The following is a 16,197-nucleotide window of genomic DNA, read 5'->3' as shown; positions in this document are numbered from 1 at the left end:
GCGTGTGCAGCAGTGCTGCTCAACCGGCCGCGCGGGCGGGTTGCAGGGCCTTGCGGTTGCGCCAGCGCGCCAGATGCTGGTCGGCGTAGCGGCGCAACTGGCGCAGGAGGTGGGCCTGTTCGTCGATCAGGTAGAAGTGATGGCCTTCGAACATGTCGAGGGAGAAACCGGTGCTGGTCTCCTCCTGCCAGTCGAGCAGTTCCTCGACCTTGACCGTGTCGCGCTTGCCGCCAAACACATGGATCGGCACCGCCAGCGGCTCGCGCCGGCCATAGGCGAAGCTGCCGCAGAGAAGGAAATCGGCGCGCAGGATCGGCAGGATCAGTTCGAGCAGTTCTTCGTTGGCGATCACGCTTTCACTGGTGCCACCCAACTCGCGCAGGCGAGTGATCAGTTCGGTGTCGCTTTTCTCGATGGCGTATTCACTGACATCGCGCCGGGCCGGACCTGCCGTGGCCGAGGCGAACAGCGCCAGCGGCGCCGGCAGGCCGCGTTGGCGCAAGACATGGGCCAGCTCGAAGGCCAGCAGGCCGCCGAGGCTATGGCCGAACAGCGCGTAGGGACGGTCCAGTTCGACGGCGATTTCGTCGGCCAGGTGATTGGCGAGCGCCACCATGTCGGTCTGCAGCGGCTCATCCATGCGCATGCCACGCCCAGGCAGCTCCAGCGGGCGCACCCGCAGCCAGGCCGGCAGCTTCTGCCGCCAGGGGCTGTAGCACATGGCGCTGGCGCCGGAATAAGGCAGGCAGAACAGAGTCAGGCCGGGTGCTTCGCGATCGATGCCCATTTATCGTTTTCCTGTGGATGCACGCCCCGGCCATGACAACGGCCGGGCTTGTCTCCAAAAAGAACGGATGGGGGGTGGAAATAATTAGTCGCAACTGGGGGCGTATTGCAGGGGCTACGCCGTGGGTTGACGCGGAACCTGTAGGAGCGGCTGTTAGCCGCGATGGGGGAGGCATTGGCGCTGAAAAAATGAAACGACAGAAACGAAAAAAGCGACCCTAAGGTCGCTTTCTTCGTTGCTTCGAGGAGTTCAAGGGCCTCGAGGCGAGTATGGCGCAGCGGACGGGACTCGAACCCGCGACCCCCGGCGTGACAGGCCGGTATTCTAACCGACTGAACTACCGCTGCGTATCTCACAGACTTTCGTCCGTTTGAAACTGGGATCTGGCCTGAAGGCTTCGAGACCTTCGGACCTCAAACCGGTCGTTAAACCGATCTGGAGAAAAATGGCGCAGCGGACGGGACTCGAACCCGCGACCCCCGGCGTGACAGGCCGGTATTCTAACCGACTGAACTACCGCTGCGCAGTGTGGACTTGCGTCCTGTTCCTCTCTGGTAGATCGCTTCTTTCGAATTGATCCGGGCCAGGAACATCTCAGGAAGTGGTGGGTGATGACGGGATCGAACCGCCGACCCTCTGCTTGTAAGGCAGATGCTCTCCCGGCTGAGCTAATCACCCAATTCGTAACCTGTGTTGCCTTGTTACGTTTGCTTCGCTGAGGCCGCGAAATTTACGCAGGTGCCGAACCTAAGTCAATACCCCCATTGAAGTTTTTTTTCAAAAAGGGCAAAAAACCTGTTCCCCGCTTCACACCCAAACCTGCGGTGCTAGCACACACCTCAACGTCCGCAACATGAAAACAGCCGGCGTTCGCTGACTGTTATTGGTAGATCATTTTCTTGGTCATGCCGCCGTCGACGACGAACTCCTGACCGGTGATGAACCCCGCGTTCTTCGACAACAGCCACGAGACCATCGACGCCACATCTTCCACGGTCCCTACCCGGCCCGCCGGATGCTGCGCATGGTCGGCCTCGCTCAACGGTTCGGCACGGCGCACAGAAGGATCACGGGCATCGATCCAGCCAGGGCTGACGGCGTTGACGCGAATCTCCGGGCCCAGGCTCATGGCCAGCGCATGGGTAAGGGCCAGCAGCCCACCCTTGCTCGCGGCATAGGCCTCGGTATCGGGTTCGGACTGGCCCGCGCGGGTCGACACCAGGTTGACGATGGCCCCGCAATGAGCGCGCAGATACGGCGCACAGTGCTTGGCCAGCAACATCGGGCCGCCCAGGTTGACCGCCAGGACGCGATTCCAGTGATGGAGGCTGAGGCTTTCCAGGGTGGTGTTGTGCGGATCGGCGATCGCCGCGTTGCACACCAGTGCATCGAGGCGGCCGAACTGACCGAGCACTTCGGCAACGCCGACGGTGACCTGGTTTTCGTCGGCGACATCCATGCCGACGAACCAGGCATTGTCGCCCAGCACCTTGGCGACCTTGGCCCCGCGCACGCGGTCAAGGTCGGTCAGGACGACCTGCCAGCCTTCAGCGATCAACCACGCGGCGATGCCCAGGCCGATGCCGCGAGCGGCACCGGTAACCAGCGCCACGCGGCCATTATGGCTGCTCTCGGCAACCGACCAGTCGATCACAGTGCAGCCAGTCCACGGGCGAGGTCGGCCTTGAGGTCGGCCACGTCTTCCAGACCCACGGCGACGCGGATCAGGCTGTCGCGGATACCGGCGGCCTCACGTTCCTGCGGCGACAGACGGCCGTGGGAGGTAGTGCCCGGGTGGGTGATGGTGGTCTTGCTGTCACCGAGGTTGGCGGTGATCGAGATCAACCGGGTAGCGTCGATGAAGCGCCATGCGCCCGCCTTGCCATCCTTGACCTCGAAGCTCACTACCGCACCGAAGCCGGTCATCTGGCGCTTGGCCAGTTCGTGCTGCGGATGGCTTTCCAGCCCGGCGTAATGAACCTTCTCGATGCCGTCCTGCTGCTCCAGCCACTCGGCCAGAGCCTGTGCGTTGGCGCAGTGGGCGCGCATGCGCAGGCTCAGGGTTTCGAGACCCTTGAGGAAGATCCAGGCGTTGAACGGGCTCAGCGACGGACCCGCGGTGCGCAGGAAGCCCACCACTTCTTTCATCTGCTCACTGCGACCGGCAACCACACCGCCCATGCAACGGCCCTGGCCGTCGATGAACTTGGTCGCCGAGTGCACGACGATGTCCGCGCCCAGCTTCAACGGCTGTTGCAGCGCCGGGGTGCTGAAGCAGTTGTCCACCACCAGCATGGCGCCCTTGGCGTGGGCAACCTCGGCCAGCGCGGCGATATCCACCAGTTCGGCCAGCGGGTTGGACGGCGACTCGACGAACAGCAATTTAGTGTTCGCCTTGATCGCCTGTTCCCAGGCGGACAGGTCCGCCAGCGGCACGTAATCGACCTGCACGCCGAAGCGCTTGAAGTACTTCTCGAACAGGCTGATGGTCGAACCGAACACGCTCTGCGAGACCAGCACATGGTCGCCGGCGCTGCACAGCGCCATTACCGTGGACAGGATCGCGGCCATGCCGGTGGAGGTGGCGACCGCCTGCTCGGCGCTTTCCAGGGCGGCGATGCGCTCCTCGAAGGCCCGGACGGTCGGGTTGGTGTAGCGCGAATAGACGTTGCCTGGAACTTCGCCGGCGAACCGCGCCGCGGCGTCGGCCGCGGTACGGAACACGTAGCTGGAGGTGAAGAACAGCGGATCGCTGTGCTCACCTTCCGGCGTGCGATGCTGGCCGGCGCGTACCGCCAGCGTATCGAAAGCGACCCCTTCGAGGTCGCTGTCCAGGCGCCCGGCATCCCATTCCTGTGTCATGCCGTTGCTCCCTATATCAGTTGTTGTAGAGGTCGATGATCGCGCTGACCGCCTGGGTCTTGACCTTGGCCAGGTCGTTGCGGGCCTGCTCGATCTTGTCCAGGTATGCCTGGTCGACGTCGCCGGTGACGTACTGGCCGTCGAATACCGCGCAGTCGAAGTGCTCGATCTTGATCTTGCCGCCGCCAACCGCTTCGATCAGGTCAGGCAGGTCCTGGTAGACCAGCCAGTCGGCGCCGATCAGGTCGGCGACATCCTGGGTGCTGCGGTTGTGAGCGATCAGTTCGTGGGCGCTCGGCATGTCGATGCCATAGACGTTGGGGAAACGCACGGCCGGGGCAGCGGAACAGAAGTACACGTTCTTCGCGCCGGCTTCGCGGGCCATCTGGATGATCTGCTTGCAGGTGGTGCCGCGCACGATGGAGTCGTCCACCAGCATCACGTTCTTGCCACGGAACTCGAGTTCGATGGCGTTGAGCTTCTGGCGCACGGATTTTTTCCGCGCAGCCTGGCCCGGCATGATGAAGGTACGGCCGATGTAGCGGTTCTTGACGAAGCCTTCGCGGAACTTGACGCCCAGGTGGTTGGCCAGCTCGAGAGCGGCGGTACGGCTGGTGTCGGGAATCGGGATGACCACGTCGATGTCGTGATCCGGACGCTCGCGCTGGATCTTCTCGGCCAGCTTCTCGCCCATGCGCAGACGCGCCTTGTACACCGACACACCGTCGATGATCGAGTCAGGACGGGCCAGGTAGACGTGTTCGAAGATGCACGGGGAGAGTTTCGGATTGGTCGCGCACTGACGGGTGTGCAGCTTGCCGTCTTCGGTGATGTATACCGCTTCGCCCGGCGCCAGGTCGCGGATCAGGGTGAAGCCGAGCACGTCCAGGGAGACGCTCTCGGAGGCGATCATGTACTCGACGCCTTCGTCGGTGTGACGCTGGCCGAAGACGATCGGGCGGATGCCGTTCGGGTCGCGGAAGCCGACGATGCCGTAACCGGTGATCATCGCCACCACGGCGTAACCGCCGACGCAACGATTGTGCACGTCGGTGACCGCGGCGAACACGTCTTCCTCGGTCGGCTGCAGCTTGCCACGCACCGCCAGTTCATGGGCGAAGACGTTGAGCAGGACTTCCGAATCGGAGTTGGTGTTGACGTGACGCAGGTCCGACTCGTAGATCTCCTTGGCCAACTGTTCAACGTTGGTCAGGTTGCCGTTGTGCGCCAGGGTGATGCCGTATGGCGAGTTGACGTAGAACGGCTGGGCCTCGGCCGAGGTCGAGCTGCCTGCGGTTGGATAGCGCACATGGCCAATGCCCATGTGACCGACCAGGCGCTGCATATGGCGCTGCTGGAAGACGTCACGGACAAGACCGTTGTCCTTGCGCAGGAATAACCGGCCATCATGGCTGGTAACAATACCGGCAGCGTCCTGGCCGCGGTGCTGGAGGACCGTTAGCGCGTCATACAGCGCCTGATTGACGTTCGACTTACCGACGATACCGACGATGCCACACATGCGACGCAACCCCTACTTAATGAAACTGGACTGAACAGCACTCAAGGCGTTTTAGGGCCGAGGAGCTGCTCCTTGAACGGCAGATCAGCCGGTGCGCTGATCCCGCTGGCTAGCCACTGGCTGGTCAACCCCAGAATGAGGTTCTTCGACCAGTCAGCCACCAATAGAAATTGGGGCAAGAGCCGCGACTCTTGCCACCACGAATCCTGTTGTACCGGTCCCAGGCTCAGCAGCCCGACCGCTACCACCACCAGCAAGGCTCCCCGCGCGGCGCCAAAGGCCATGCCGAGGAAGCGATCGGTCCCGGACAACCCGGTGACGCGAATCAGTTCGCCGATGAGAAAGTTGATCATTGCCCCCACCAGCAGGGTGGCGACGAAAATAATGGCGCACCCGGCAATCACACGGGCGGAGGGCGTCTGGATATAGCTTTCGAGGTACTGCGACGCGGCGCCCCCGAACATCCAGGCGACGGCGCCGGCGATGATCCAGGTGAGCAGTGACAAGGCTTCCTTGACGAAGCCGCGCTTGAGACTGATCAGCGAAGAAATGGCGACGATCGCGAGAATCGCCCAGTCGACCCAGGTAAATGCCACGGTGCGGCCTGCAAACAGTTGAGGCGGCGCATTTTACCAGAGCGGCGGGCCGGGGGTAAGCGGTGATTTGCCGTCCGGACAGGGCCGGACGGCGGAGTTCAGCTTCGTTCTGGCTGGAAGCGCACCACGAAACCCTTGAGTTTCTGCTGGCGACTGATGACATCACGCAGGCGCTCGGCTTCGGCACGCTCGATCACCGGCCCGACGAAGACCCGGTTCATCCCGTCGGACGAGCGGATATAAGCGTTATAGCCCTGGCTACGCAGGGTTTTCTGCAGGCTGTCGGCGCCGGCGCGGTTGGACAGGCTGGCCAGTTGCACCGACCAGCTGACCGGCAAGCCATTGCCGTCGACCTTGTTGGTCGATGCCGGCGCCTGGGCGGCCGGCTTGGCAGGAGCTGGCGCCGTGGCGACGGTTGGCGCGGGCGTTGCCGCCGGTTTGCTGACCGGAGCAGGCGCCGCTGGTTTGGCCGGGGCTTCCGGCGTGGGGGCCGTGACCGTCACTGTCGAAGGCGCTGGCGCGATCGGCGTGGCCGGTGGCGTCTGCGGCTGGGCCGCGACGCTGCTGTCCGGGATCACCTGGGGTTCCGGGACCTGCACCGGCTCCACCTGAACCTGCGGCAAGGCCGGGACCGCCGGGGCTTCCGGCGCTTCGACACGGACCTGACGCAACTCGTCTTCCTTGGTGAACAGCATCGGCAGAAAAATCACCGCCAGTGCCACCAGTACCAGCGCACCGACCATCCGCTGCTTGATGACTTTATCCAGCCCCGCCATTGGCCCCTTCCCCCTGGGTCTGCCGGCTCAGCCACTGCAGGGCCTCGCCAACACAGAAAAATGATCCGAACAGCAGGATTTCATCATCCGCCGTCGCCTGCTCGCACTGCCCTTCCAGAGCCTGTGCAACGCTGGAGTAAGACTGCACCGAAGCGCCAAGGTTCTCCAGTGCTGCCTGCAACTGCGCCGCCGAACGGCTGCGCGGTGTATCCAGGGCGGTTACCGCCCAGTGCGCGACCTGGCGGGACAGCGGCTGGATCACACCCGGCAGGTCCTTGTCGGCCAGCAGGCCGAACACCGCCAGGCGCTTGCCCGCCACCGGCCGCGAGGCCAGGCGTTCGGCCAGGTATTGCGCGGCATGCGGGTTGTGCCCGACATCCAGCAGGATATTCAACGGCTTGCCCTGCCAGACGAACTGGCGACGGTCGAGACGGCCGACGATACGCGCATCGACCAGCGCCTGGGCGACCTGCCCGGCATCCCACGGCAGGTCGAGCAGCAGGTAAGCCTGAAGGGCCAGCGCGGCGTTTTCCATCGGCAAATCAAGCAACGGCAGATCGCGCAGCTCGACCACCTCGCCACGGGCGTCAACGCCCCGCCACTGCCAGTTCTGGTCGGTGTTGGCCAGATCGAAGTCACGGCCGCGCAGGAAGAACGGGCAACTCAGCTCGCGAACCTTGTCCAGCAACGGCTGCGGCGGATTGAGATCGCCGCACAGCGCGGGCTTGCCCTGGCGGAAGATCCCGGCTTTCTCGAAGGCCACTGATTCGCGGGTGTCGCCCAGCCAGTCGGCATGATCGACGCCGATGCTGGTGACCACGGCGAGGTCGGCGTCGATCAGGTTGACCGCATCCAGCCGCCCGCCCAGGCCGACTTCCAGGACCACCGCATCCAGCGCCGAACGGCTGAACAGCCAGAACGCCGCCAGGGTGCCCATTTCGAAGTAGGTCAGGGAGATTTCGCCGCGAGCGGCTTGCACCGCGGCGAAGGCTTCGCAGAGTTGCTCGTCGCTGGCTTCGAGGCCATCGATCTGCACCCGCTCGTTGTAGCGCAGCAGGTGCGGCGAGCTATAGACGCCGACCTTCAGCCCCTGCGCCTTGAGCAGCGCAGCGATGAAGGCGCAGGTGGAACCCTTGCCATTGGTGCCGGTAACGGTCACCACCCGAGGCGCCGGTTTGCCCAGCCCGAGCCGTGCTGCAACCTGCTGGGAACGTTCAAGGCCCATGTCGATGGCCGACGGGTGCAATTGCTCGAGATAGGCGAGCCAGTCGCCAAGGGTACGTTGGGTCATACGGTGGCAGGCGCCGGTGGCACGACAACCGCGTCCATGGCCGAAGGCACGAATTTCGGCGTCGGCAGGCCCATCATCTGCGCCAGCAGGTTACCCAGGCGCGCACGCAGTTCCTGACGGTGAACGATCATGTCGATGGCGCCGTGCTCCAGCAGGAACTCGCTGCGCTGGAAGCCTTCCGGCAGTTTTTCGCGCACGGTCTGCTCGATGACGCGCGGGCCGGCAAAGCCGATCAGGGCTTTCGGCTCACCGACGATAACGTCGCCGAGCATCGCCAGGCTGGCAGAAACGCCGCCGTAGACCGGGTCGGTCAGGACGGAGATGAACGGAATGCCTTCTTCACGCAGGCGCGCCAGGGCGGCGGAGGTCTTGGCCATCTGCATCAGGGAGATCAGCGCTTCCTGCATGCGCGCACCGCCGGAAGCGGAGAAGCAGACCATCGGGCAGCGGTTTTCCAGCGCGTAGTTGGCGGCGCGAACAAAGCGCTCACCGACGATGGCACCCATCGAGCCGCCCATGAAGGAGAACTCGAAGGCGCTGACCACGATCGGCATGCCCAACAGGGTACCGCTCATGGAAATCAGGGCGTCTTTTTCGCCGGTCTGCTTCTGTGCAGCGACCAGGCGGTCCTTGTACTTCTTGCCGTCGCGGAATTTCAGGCGGTCGACTGGTTCCAGGTCGGCGCCCAGCTCGTTACGACCTTCCGGATCGAGGAAGATGTTCAGGCGCGCACGGGCGCCGATACGCATGTGGTGGTTGCACTTGGGGCAGACGTCCAGGGTCTTTTCCAGTTCCGGGCGATACAGCACGGCCTCGCAGGACGGGCACTTGTGCCACAGGCCTTCAGGAACCGAACTCTTCTTCACCTCGGAACGCATGATCGATGGGATCAGTTTGTCTACTAACCAGTTGCTCATGCTTTATTTCTCCAGTAGCGGCGGCCGGCAGGCAATGGGTGCCGGGTCGCGCGTATGCCCTTGAGCTTCAATTCGTGTATGTCGCGAAGATCAGCCGCATCCGGTGGCGCGCATTCAGCGCAAGCCCTTAGGAAGTGCGACTCATCGTCAACCTGTATGGGCGATGCCTACGGCACCGACCGACAATTTCGACCGGCCCGCGGGCCTGGTCAGGCAGCAATAGGCTGCGAAAGCTATGGACGATGCGGCACCGATAGCCGTCACATCGAAGCGCCTCAACCGCGGCGCACCGCGTTGATGAACGCTTCGATGCGCGCCGCATCCTTGATGCCCTTGGACTGCTCTACCCCACCACTGACGTCCACCGCATACGGCCGGACCTGAGCGATGGCCGCAGCGACGTTGTCCGGGGACAGCCCGCCAGCGAGGATGATCGGCTTGCTCAGGCGATCCGGCACCAGCGACCAGTCGAAGGCTTCGCCCGTCCCGCCGGGCACGCCGGCCACGTAGGTGTCGAGGAGAATGCCGCTGGCCCTGGCGTACAGCTTGCAGCTCGCCTCCAGGTCATCACCGGGGCGGACCCGCAGCGCCTTGATCCAGGGACGGTTGTAGCCCTCGCAATCGGCCGGGGTTTCGTCGCCGTGGAATTGCAGCAGGTCCAGCGGCACGGCTTCGAGGATTTCGCTCAGTTCGCAGCGGCTGGCGTTGACGAACAGGCCCACCGTGGTCACGAACGGCGGCAAGGCGGCGATGATTTCCCGCGCCTGCTGCACGCTCACCGCGCGCGGGCTCTTGGCGTAGAACACCAGGCCAATGGCGTCAGCCCCCGCTTCAGCCGCGGCCAGCGCGTCTTCCACGCGAGTAATACCGCAGATCTTGCTGCGAACGGCAGACATAGCCAGCGAACCTCGACTGAACCCGAAAGTCCCGGATGTTAGCAAATGACCGCCGGGTCGTCAGCCGCCAGTGACTCGAAACCGGTGAGGAAATGCGGACCGATGAAACGCGCGGGCAAGGCGAACTCTTCCGGGTACTCGACCTGCACCAGATACAGGCCGAACGGATGCGCGGTGACGCCGCCAGCACGCCGGTCGAGGCTGGTCAGCACCTGCCCTGCCCACTCCGGCGAGCGCTCGCCGGCACCGATGGCCATCAGTACGCCAGCGATGTTGCGCACCATGTGATGGAGAAACGCACTGGCGCGCAGATCCAGCACGATCATCTTGCCGTGGCGGGTAACGCGCAGGTGGTGAAGGGTCTTGATCGGCGACTTGGCCTGGCATTGGCCGGCGCGGAAGGCGCTGAAATCGTGGGTGCCGACCAATTGAGCGGCGGCTTCGGCCATACGCTCGACATCCAGCGGCCGGTGGTTCCAGGTGACCTGATCACCCAGGTGCGCCGGGCGAATATCGTCGTTGTAGATGACGTAGCGATAGCGCCGCGCACACGCCTTGTAGCGGGCATGGAAATGCGCCGGCATCTCCTTCGCCCAGGAAACGCTGACGTCATGGGGCAGATTGATATTGGCGCCCATGGTCCAGGCTCTGGAACTGCGCACCGCGCGGGTATCGAAATGCACCACCTGACCGCAGGCATGCACGCCGGCATCGGTGCGCCCGGCGCAATGCAGCGCCACCGGCGAATCGGCCACCCTCGACAGCGCTTCTTCAAGGGTCTGCTGCACACTCACAGCATTGCTTTGGCGCTGCCAGCCACGATAGCGGGAGCCTTTGTATTCCACGCCCAGGGCGATTCTGAAAAAGCCTTCGGCCGCCATTTCGGCGGCCGAGTTGTCGATGATTTCCAAGAGGATAAAGCCTGTCGATTTACACAATGGCGGGAATTATAACGACAACGGCAGCCACCCGGGCTGCCGTTGGACTTGCGGGGCGGACGGTCAGGCCAGTTTCGAACGCAGCTCGTTGGCTTCGCGGCGCTGGGCCTGGTCACCCTCCTTGTTGACCTCGTCGAGGATGTCGCGGGCGCCGTCATGGTCACCCATGTCGATGTAGGCACGGGCGAGATCAAGCTTGGTCGCCACTTCGTCGGCACCGGACAGGTAGTCGAACTCCGCATCGTCCGGCAACGCCGCTGCATCTTCAGCGGTGAAGTGCGGCTCGAGTGGCGGCTGCTCCAGGCTCTGCGACAGCTTGTCGAGCTCGGCGTTGACGTCATCCAGTTCCGCGGCAAAGTTCTTCGCCGCCGCATCCGACTCGCCCGGCAGGGACAGGTCGAAGTCCTCCGGCAAATCGAGATCCGGCAGGTCGGCTTCCAGGCCCAGGTCGTTGTCGAATGCCGCCAGCTCCGCCTCGATATCCAGCGGTGGCCTGGCTTCAGGCGCAGTCACCGGGGCATCGTCGGTAACGTCAAGATCGAAGTCGGCCAGATCGTCCGGCTGGGCCGCCAGTGCCTTGTCGGCGTCTTCGAACAGGGCATCGAAGTCCATGTCGTCGAGTGCCGCGGAGGTTACCGGCTCGGCTTGTGGTTCGGGTTGCGGCTCAGGTTCTGGTTGCGGCTCTGGCTGCGCCTGCGCTGCAGTGTGCTCCTGCAGCAGGCTGTCGAAGTCCAGGTCATCCAGCGCCGGGGCAGGCTCGGGCTCGACTTGCGCTTCAGGCTGCGCCTGGGCGGCGGTGTGTTCTTGCAGCAGGCTGTCGAAATCCAGATCGTCCAGCGCTGGAGCAGGCTCCGGCTCGACTTCCACTTCAGGCTGCGCCTGGGCTGCGGTGTGCTCCTGCAGCAGGCTGTCGAAATCCAGGTCATCCAACGCCGGAGCGACTTCAGGCTCTGGTTCCGGCTCTGGAGCCGCCTGCGCTGCGGTCTGCTCTTGCAGCAGCGTGTCGAAATCCAGGTCGTCCAGATCAGCAACAGGCTCGGGGGCGTCTTGTGGTGCGGGTGCCGGCTGAGCTTCGGGGTTGTCTTGCAGCAGGCTGTCGAAATCCAGATCGTCGAGGGACGGCTCCGGCGCAGCAGCTTCGCTGGCCTTGACCGCGGCGATATCCGCCGGCGTTTCCAGCTCCAGCCCGTCCAGGTCGTCCAGGCTCAGGTCAAAAGCGCTGTCCAGCTCGTCATCACCGGGCAGGTCGGCTTCCGGTTTTGGTTCTTCGGACAGCAGCCCCTGAACGAATTCTTCGTCCAGCGCCGTTGCCGCGACCGCACCGGCAGCGGCCAGTGTGACCATGGCCGGATATTGGCTCTTGAGGCCGTCGACGGCGGCGAGGTTCTGCGGATTGGCCTGCAACTGCCGCTCCTGGCCGACAAACGCGTCGCGGTCACCCTGGCGGGCATAGACATCCATCAGTTTCAGGCGCAGATCGCTACGCTGTGGCGCCTTCTCCACTGCGGGTTCCAGCAGGTTGGCGGCGTGGTTCAGGCGGCCGTTGGCGATGCTCTCATCGACTTCTGCCAGCAGTGGATCGACCGCTGGCTCGGCGACCGGCGCCACACGCGGCTCGCTGACTTGCTCGGCGGCAGTCGCCGCGGCGGCGGAGGCTGCGACCACGGCGGGGGCCAGCTTGACGGTCGGCGGCGCCATGTCCAGGCCTTCGAAGCTGCTCGATGGCAGTTCCAGGTCTGGACCGAGTTCGGTTTCCTCGGCCAGCGCGCGCGCCATGCGCAGGTGTTTTTCCGCTTCCTGCTGGGCCTTGCGCTTGCGCGCCAACAGCAACAGGAGCAGCAGCAACGCCAGGAGTGCAGAACCGGCAATCAGCGCCAGCAGCAGCGGATTGCCGAGAATGCTGTCCAGGCCGCTATCGTTGTTTTCCGGCGCGACTTCGCTGGCGGCCGCGTCAGCCGGCGCGGTATCGACCGCAGCGGGTGCCGGTGCGACCACAGGTTCAGCCGGGGCCGGCTGCAACTGGGCGTCGATAACCGGCGCGGTCGCCACCGCCGCTTCTGCCGGAGCAGGAGCCGGAGCTGGCACAGGAATGCCACTCTGGGCTTCGAGGCGGGCCAGTTGGTCGTTTTTCAGTTCGATCAGCCGCTGCAGTTTGTCCAGTTGGCTCTGCAGATCGGTCATGCGACTTTTCAGTTCGTCGCCTTCGCGGCGGCTGGCGTCGAGGTTTTCCTGGGTCGTCGCCAGTTTGTCGCTCAACGCCTTGTCACCGGCAGCACCCTTGCCTGCGGGAGCGACCAGCTTGAGGTTGTCCTGCTCGGCAACACGCGCCGGCGCGGGCTGCGCCGTGTTGCGCCGGGTGGCATCCAGTTGCCGCGCCTGCGGCCCAAGACGACGGCCCTGACGCCAGGCGGCGTACTGCTCGTTGACTTCTTTTACCGCCTGGCCCTGCGGAATGTTCTGGATCTGTTGCTGGTCCGGCATGCGCAGGACCTGGCCAGTCTTGAGCTGGTTGATGTTGCCGTTGATGAAGGCATCCGGGTTGAGCGCCTGGATCGCCAGCATGGTCTGGTGCACCGAGCCGCCCTGACGCGCGCGCGAGGCAATTTCCCACAAGGTGTCGCGGCGCATGGTGGTGTAGTTGCCCGGCGCGCTGACCGCGGGGGTCACGCCGGCGGCCTTGGCGGCTTCAGGGGAAAACTTGGATGGGTCGATCAGTACGCTGTAGTCGCGCAGCAGACGGCCTTGGGGCCACAGCACCTGGACCAGGAATTTGACCATCGGCTCTGGCAGCGGCTGGCTGGAGGTCACTTTCAGGACACTCTTGCCCGCCGGGTTGATCACCGGGGTGAAGGTCAGGTCATTGAGGAAGGTCTGGCGTGCGACGCCGGCCTTGCTGAATTCTTCTGCCGGCGCCAGGCTCGGCTTGACCTCGGCGGCAGTGAGGTCACGTACATCGAGCAGTTCGATCTCGGCGTCCAACGGCTGGTTCTGCGCCGACTTGAGGGTCAATTCGCCCAACCCGAGGGCATGCGCCATACCGGAAGACAGCGCCGACGCTGCGGCTATTGCTAACACCAGTTTGCGAATTCGAAGCATGACCTCATCCTTTGTTTGAAACTTCCCCGGGCACCGAGAAGAAGTGAAGAACCGCCTTGAGGCTTGGTACCGACATGACCACTGCCATGTTCGAACTGTTGATAAATGCCGGAGCAAAGTTATTTCCGGCATTTAACGCTCAGTGTGCAAAGTGTCGCCAAGTATCTTTTACACAAGGTCTTTTATCAACAATTCAGCCACCTGTACGGCGTTCAAACCCGCGCCTTTGCGCACGTTATCGGTTGTCAGCCAGAGATTGAGTTGTTGCGCCTCGTCGATACCACTGCGAACGCGGCCCACATACACCACATCCTGGCCTACGGCATCACCCACCGGCGTCGGATAATCCCCCGCCTCCACCAGTTCGATACTTTCAGCCGCTTCCAGCGCCGCATTCACGGCAGGCAGATCCACCGCCTCGCGCGTGTTCAAGGTCACAGTGTAGCTATCGCCGAAAAACACCGGGACTTGAATGCAGGTCACTGAAATGCTGAGTAAAGGCAGGTCCAGTAATTCGCGCAACTCGCGCACCAGACGACGCTCCAGCAGGCCATGACCTTGCTCGTCGCTGGCACCGACCTGAGGCAGCAGATTGAAGGCTACTTGCCGGTCGAAGAAGCGCGGTTCCAGCGGACGGGCATTGAGCAACTCGGCGGTTTGCCGGGCCAGTTCGCTGACGGCTTCGCGGCCCTGGGCGGAGATGGCCTGGCAGGCGGTGACGTGCACACGCTCCAGGCTGATCAGGTTTTTCAACGGCGCCAGCACCACGGCCAGGGCTACCGCGGCGGAACTCGGGCTGTGCAATTGCAGCGGTGCTTTCAGGTTGTCCAGCACCTGTGGGTTGGCTTCCGGCACCACGGCCGGGGCTTGGTCGGCAGGCAACGCACCGGCGAGGTCGATCACTGCGCAACCGGCGGCTTGCGCGCGGGGCGCGAAGCTCAGGGTGACGGCCGGGCCGGCGGCGAAGAAGGCCAGGCGGACCTTGCTGAAATCGAAGTCATCGACCTCGCGGGTGCGCAGGTTCTTGCCGCGAAATGCCACGGAACTGCCGGCCGATTCGTTGCTCGCCAACAGGTACAGGGTGCCCACCGGGAAGTCGCGTTCTTCGAGAATCTGCACAAGGGTTTCACCGACGGTGCCGGTGGCGCCAATGACGGCGATATCGATGGGCTGGGTCATTTGGGGTCTCTCTGGCCGGTTGGGTTGCTGGGCAGTTCATCGCGAGCAAGCTCGCTCCTACAGAAATGTCGCTAAAACCGTAGGAGCGAGCTTGCTCGCGATGATCTGCGAAAGCAGTCCCGGATTATGCGGGAGCGGCACTTTACTTGGATTCGATCCCACAAAAAACAAAAAACCCGCGCTGTCTCCAGCGCGGGTTTCGACTTTACCGCGAAGCGATCAACGCTCCAGCAGGATCCGCAGCATGCGGCGCAGCGGTTCGGCCGCGCCCCACAGCAGTTGGTCGCCCACGGTAAAGGCGCCCAGGTATTGCGAACCCATGTTCAGCTTGCGCAGACGACCGACCGGGATGTTCAGGGTGCCGGTCACGTTGGTCGGGGTCAGCTCCTGCATGCTGATCTCGCGCTGGTTCGGCACCAGTTTCACCCAAGGGTTGTGCTGGCTGATCATGCCTTCGATGTCGGCGAGCGGCACATCCTTGTTCAGCTTGATGGTCAGCGCCTGGCTGTGGCAGCGCATGGCGCCGATGCGCACGCAGATGCCATCAACCGGGATCGGGCTCTTGAAGCGACCGAGGATCTTGTTGGTCTCGGCCTGGGCCTTCCACTCTTCACGGCTCTGGCCGTTCGGCAGTTCCTTGTCGATCCACGGGATCAGGCTGCCGGCCAGCGGTACGCCGAAGTTCTCGGTCGGGTAGCTGTCGCTGCGCATGGCTTCGGCGACCTTGCGGTCGATGTCGAGGATGGCGCTGGCCGGGTTGGCCAGTTCATCGGCAACGGCCGCGTTGGTAGCGCCCATCTGGCGGATCAGCTCGCGCATGTTCTGCGCGCCGGCGCCGGAAGCCGCTTGATAGGTCATGGCGCTCATCCACTCGACCAGGCCGGCTTCGAACAAGCCGCCCAGGCCCATCAGCATCAGGCTGACGGTGCAGTTGCCACCGATGTAGTTCTTGGTGCCGGCGTCCAGTTGCTGGTCGATGACCTTGCGGTTGACCGGATCCAGAACGATGACCGCGTCATCCTGCATGCGCAGGGACGAAGCGGCGTCGATCCAGTAACCCTGCCAGCCAGCTTCACGCAGCTTCGGGAAAACCTCGTTGGTGTAGTCGCCACCCTGACAGGTCAGGATCACATCCAGGGTCTTGAGCTCGTCGATGCTGTAGGCATCCTTCAGCGGAGCAATGTCCTTGCCCACTGCCGGGCCTTGGCCGCCGACGTTGGAAGTGGTGAAGAACACCGGTTCGATAAGATCGAAATCCTGCTCTTCGAGCATCCGCTGCATGAGCACGGAACCGACCATTCCACGCCAACCGATCAGACCTACACGTTTCATCGCAA

The 16,197-nt window shown here is 63.7% G+C and carries 13 protein-coding genes and 3 tRNA genes; all 16 read right to left on the bottom strand.

Annotated elements, in window-relative coordinates; all coding sequences use genetic code 11:
• Positions 1 to 19: 19 nt before the first annotated feature.
• Positions 20 to 787, bottom strand: a complete 768-nt coding sequence (locus NTD88_RS27110) for a thioesterase II family protein (RefSeq protein WP_262155369.1) — start codon at positions 785 to 787, stop codon at positions 20 to 22.
• Positions 788 to 1,057: 270 nt separating this feature from the next.
• Positions 1,058 to 1,134 (bottom strand) — tRNA-Asp (locus NTD88_RS27105).
• 99 nt (positions 1,135 to 1,233) lie between these two features.
• Positions 1,234 to 1,310: transfer RNA gene (locus NTD88_RS27100), tRNA-Asp, on the bottom strand.
• A gap of 79 nt (positions 1,311 to 1,389) precedes the next feature.
• Positions 1,390 to 1,465: transfer RNA gene (locus NTD88_RS27095), tRNA-Val, on the bottom strand.
• A 202-nt stretch (positions 1,466 to 1,667) separates the two neighbouring features.
• On the bottom strand, positions 1,668 to 2,441 hold the full coding sequence (locus NTD88_RS27090; protein WP_095155653.1) for an SDR family oxidoreductase: 774 nt from the start codon (positions 2,439 to 2,441) through the stop codon (positions 1,668 to 1,670).
• Complete coding sequence (locus NTD88_RS27085; protein ID WP_095155652.1) at positions 2,438 to 3,649, bottom strand: O-succinylhomoserine sulfhydrylase; 1,212 nt, start codon at positions 3,647 to 3,649, stop codon at positions 2,438 to 2,440. Before NTD88_RS27085 ends, NTD88_RS27090 begins: the two co-directional genes overlap by 4 nt.
• 16 nt (positions 3,650 to 3,665) lie before the next feature.
• A complete protein-coding gene (purF, locus tag NTD88_RS27080; RefSeq protein ID WP_095155651.1) occupies positions 3,666 to 5,171 on the bottom strand; it encodes an amidophosphoribosyltransferase in 1,506 nt (501 codons plus the stop codon).
• 41 nt (positions 5,172 to 5,212) lie between these two features.
• Positions 5,213 to 5,767, bottom strand: coding sequence for a CvpA family protein (locus tag NTD88_RS27075; protein WP_095155650.1), 555 nt, complete (start codon positions 5,765 to 5,767; stop codon positions 5,213 to 5,215).
• 98 nt (positions 5,768 to 5,865) lie between these two features.
• Positions 5,866 to 6,543 carry an SPOR domain-containing protein gene (locus NTD88_RS27070; protein ID WP_095155649.1) on the bottom strand — a complete coding sequence of 226 codons (678 nt, stop codon included), beginning with the start codon at positions 6,541 to 6,543 and terminating at the stop codon, positions 5,866 to 5,868.
• The gene (gene folC / locus NTD88_RS27065; protein ID WP_262155370.1) at positions 6,527 to 7,834 is read right to left on the bottom strand and encodes a bifunctional tetrahydrofolate synthase/dihydrofolate synthase; all 1,308 of its coding nucleotides are present in this window, start codon (positions 7,832 to 7,834) and stop codon (positions 6,527 to 6,529) included. The genes NTD88_RS27070 and folC overlap by 17 nt, the downstream gene beginning before the upstream one ends.
• Positions 7,831 to 8,751, bottom strand: a complete 921-nt coding sequence (gene accD, locus NTD88_RS27060) for an acetyl-CoA carboxylase, carboxyltransferase subunit beta (RefSeq protein WP_095155647.1) — start codon at positions 8,749 to 8,751, stop codon at positions 7,831 to 7,833. The genes folC and accD overlap by 4 nt, the downstream gene beginning before the upstream one ends.
• Positions 8,752 to 9,026: 275 nt before the next feature.
• Entirely contained in the window at positions 9,027 to 9,647 is a 621-nt protein-coding gene (locus tag NTD88_RS27055) for a phosphoribosylanthranilate isomerase (protein WP_262155371.1), read from the bottom strand.
• A gap of 38 nt (positions 9,648 to 9,685) precedes the next feature.
• Positions 9,686 to 10,528, bottom strand: coding sequence for a tRNA pseudouridine(38-40) synthase TruA (truA, locus tag NTD88_RS27050; RefSeq protein ID WP_095155726.1), 843 nt, complete (start codon positions 10,526 to 10,528; stop codon positions 9,686 to 9,688).
• A 120-nt stretch (positions 10,529 to 10,648) separates the two neighbouring features.
• Positions 10,649 to 13,681 (bottom strand): FimV/HubP family polar landmark protein, encoded by a 3,033-nt coding sequence (locus NTD88_RS27045; RefSeq protein WP_262155372.1) that lies wholly within the window; start codon positions 13,679 to 13,681, stop codon positions 10,649 to 10,651.
• A 168-nt stretch (positions 13,682 to 13,849) separates the two neighbouring features.
• A complete protein-coding gene (locus NTD88_RS27040; RefSeq protein ID WP_262155373.1) occupies positions 13,850 to 14,860 on the bottom strand; it encodes an aspartate-semialdehyde dehydrogenase in 1,011 nt (336 codons plus the stop codon).
• A gap of 219 nt (positions 14,861 to 15,079) precedes the next feature.
• Positions 15,080 to 16,192: an aspartate-semialdehyde dehydrogenase gene (gene asd / locus NTD88_RS27035; RefSeq protein ID WP_095155643.1), complete on the bottom strand. Its 1,113-nt coding sequence runs from the start codon at positions 16,190 to 16,192 to the stop codon at positions 15,080 to 15,082.
• Positions 16,193 to 16,197 lie beyond the last annotated feature (5 nt).

Origin of the sequence: Pseudomonas sp. 20P_3.2_Bac5 (assembly GCF_025466035.1) — a bacterium.
In the GTDB taxonomy this organism is placed as follows: Bacteria; Pseudomonadota; Gammaproteobacteria; order Pseudomonadales; family Pseudomonadaceae; genus Aquipseudomonas.
Note: the sequence above shows the minus strand (reverse complement) of the source record. Positions and strands in the feature narration are given on the sequence as shown.

What these genes read in the sequence shown, in the direction of transcription:
- NTD88_RS27045 (WP_262155372.1), bottom strand. Translation starts at nt 13,681, where the DNA reads ATGCTTCGAATTCGCAAACTGGTGTTAGCAATAGCCGCAGCGTCGGCG.
- asd (WP_095155643.1), bottom strand. Translation starts at nt 16,192, where the DNA reads ATGAAACGTGTAGGTCTGATCGGTTGGCGTGGAATGGTCGGTTCCGTG.
- folC (WP_262155370.1), bottom strand. Translation starts at nt 7,834, where the DNA reads ATGACCCAACGTACCCTTGGCGACTGGCTCGCCTATCTCGAGCAATTG.
- truA (WP_095155726.1), bottom strand. Translation starts at nt 10,528, where the DNA reads ATGGCGGCCGAAGGCTTTTTCAGAATCGCCCTGGGCGTGGAATACAAA.
- NTD88_RS27110 (WP_262155369.1), bottom strand. Translation starts at nt 787, where the DNA reads ATGGGCATCGATCGCGAAGCACCCGGCCTGACTCTGTTCTGCCTGCCT.
- accD (WP_095155647.1), bottom strand. Translation starts at nt 8,751, where the DNA reads ATGAGCAACTGGTTAGTAGACAAACTGATCCCATCGATCATGCGTTCC.
- purF (WP_095155651.1), bottom strand. Translation starts at nt 5,171, where the DNA reads ATGTGTGGCATCGTCGGTATCGTCGGTAAGTCGAACGTCAATCAGGCG.
- NTD88_RS27070 (WP_095155649.1), bottom strand. Translation starts at nt 6,543, where the DNA reads ATGGCGGGGCTGGATAAAGTCATCAAGCAGCGGATGGTCGGTGCGCTG.
- NTD88_RS27085 (WP_095155652.1), bottom strand. Translation starts at nt 3,649, where the DNA reads ATGACACAGGAATGGGATGCCGGGCGCCTGGACAGCGACCTCGAAGGG.
- NTD88_RS27055 (WP_262155371.1), bottom strand. Translation starts at nt 9,647, where the DNA reads ATGTCTGCCGTTCGCAGCAAGATCTGCGGTATTACTCGCGTGGAAGAC.
- NTD88_RS27040 (WP_262155373.1), bottom strand. Translation starts at nt 14,860, where the DNA reads ATGACCCAGCCCATCGATATCGCCGTCATTGGCGCCACCGGCACCGTC.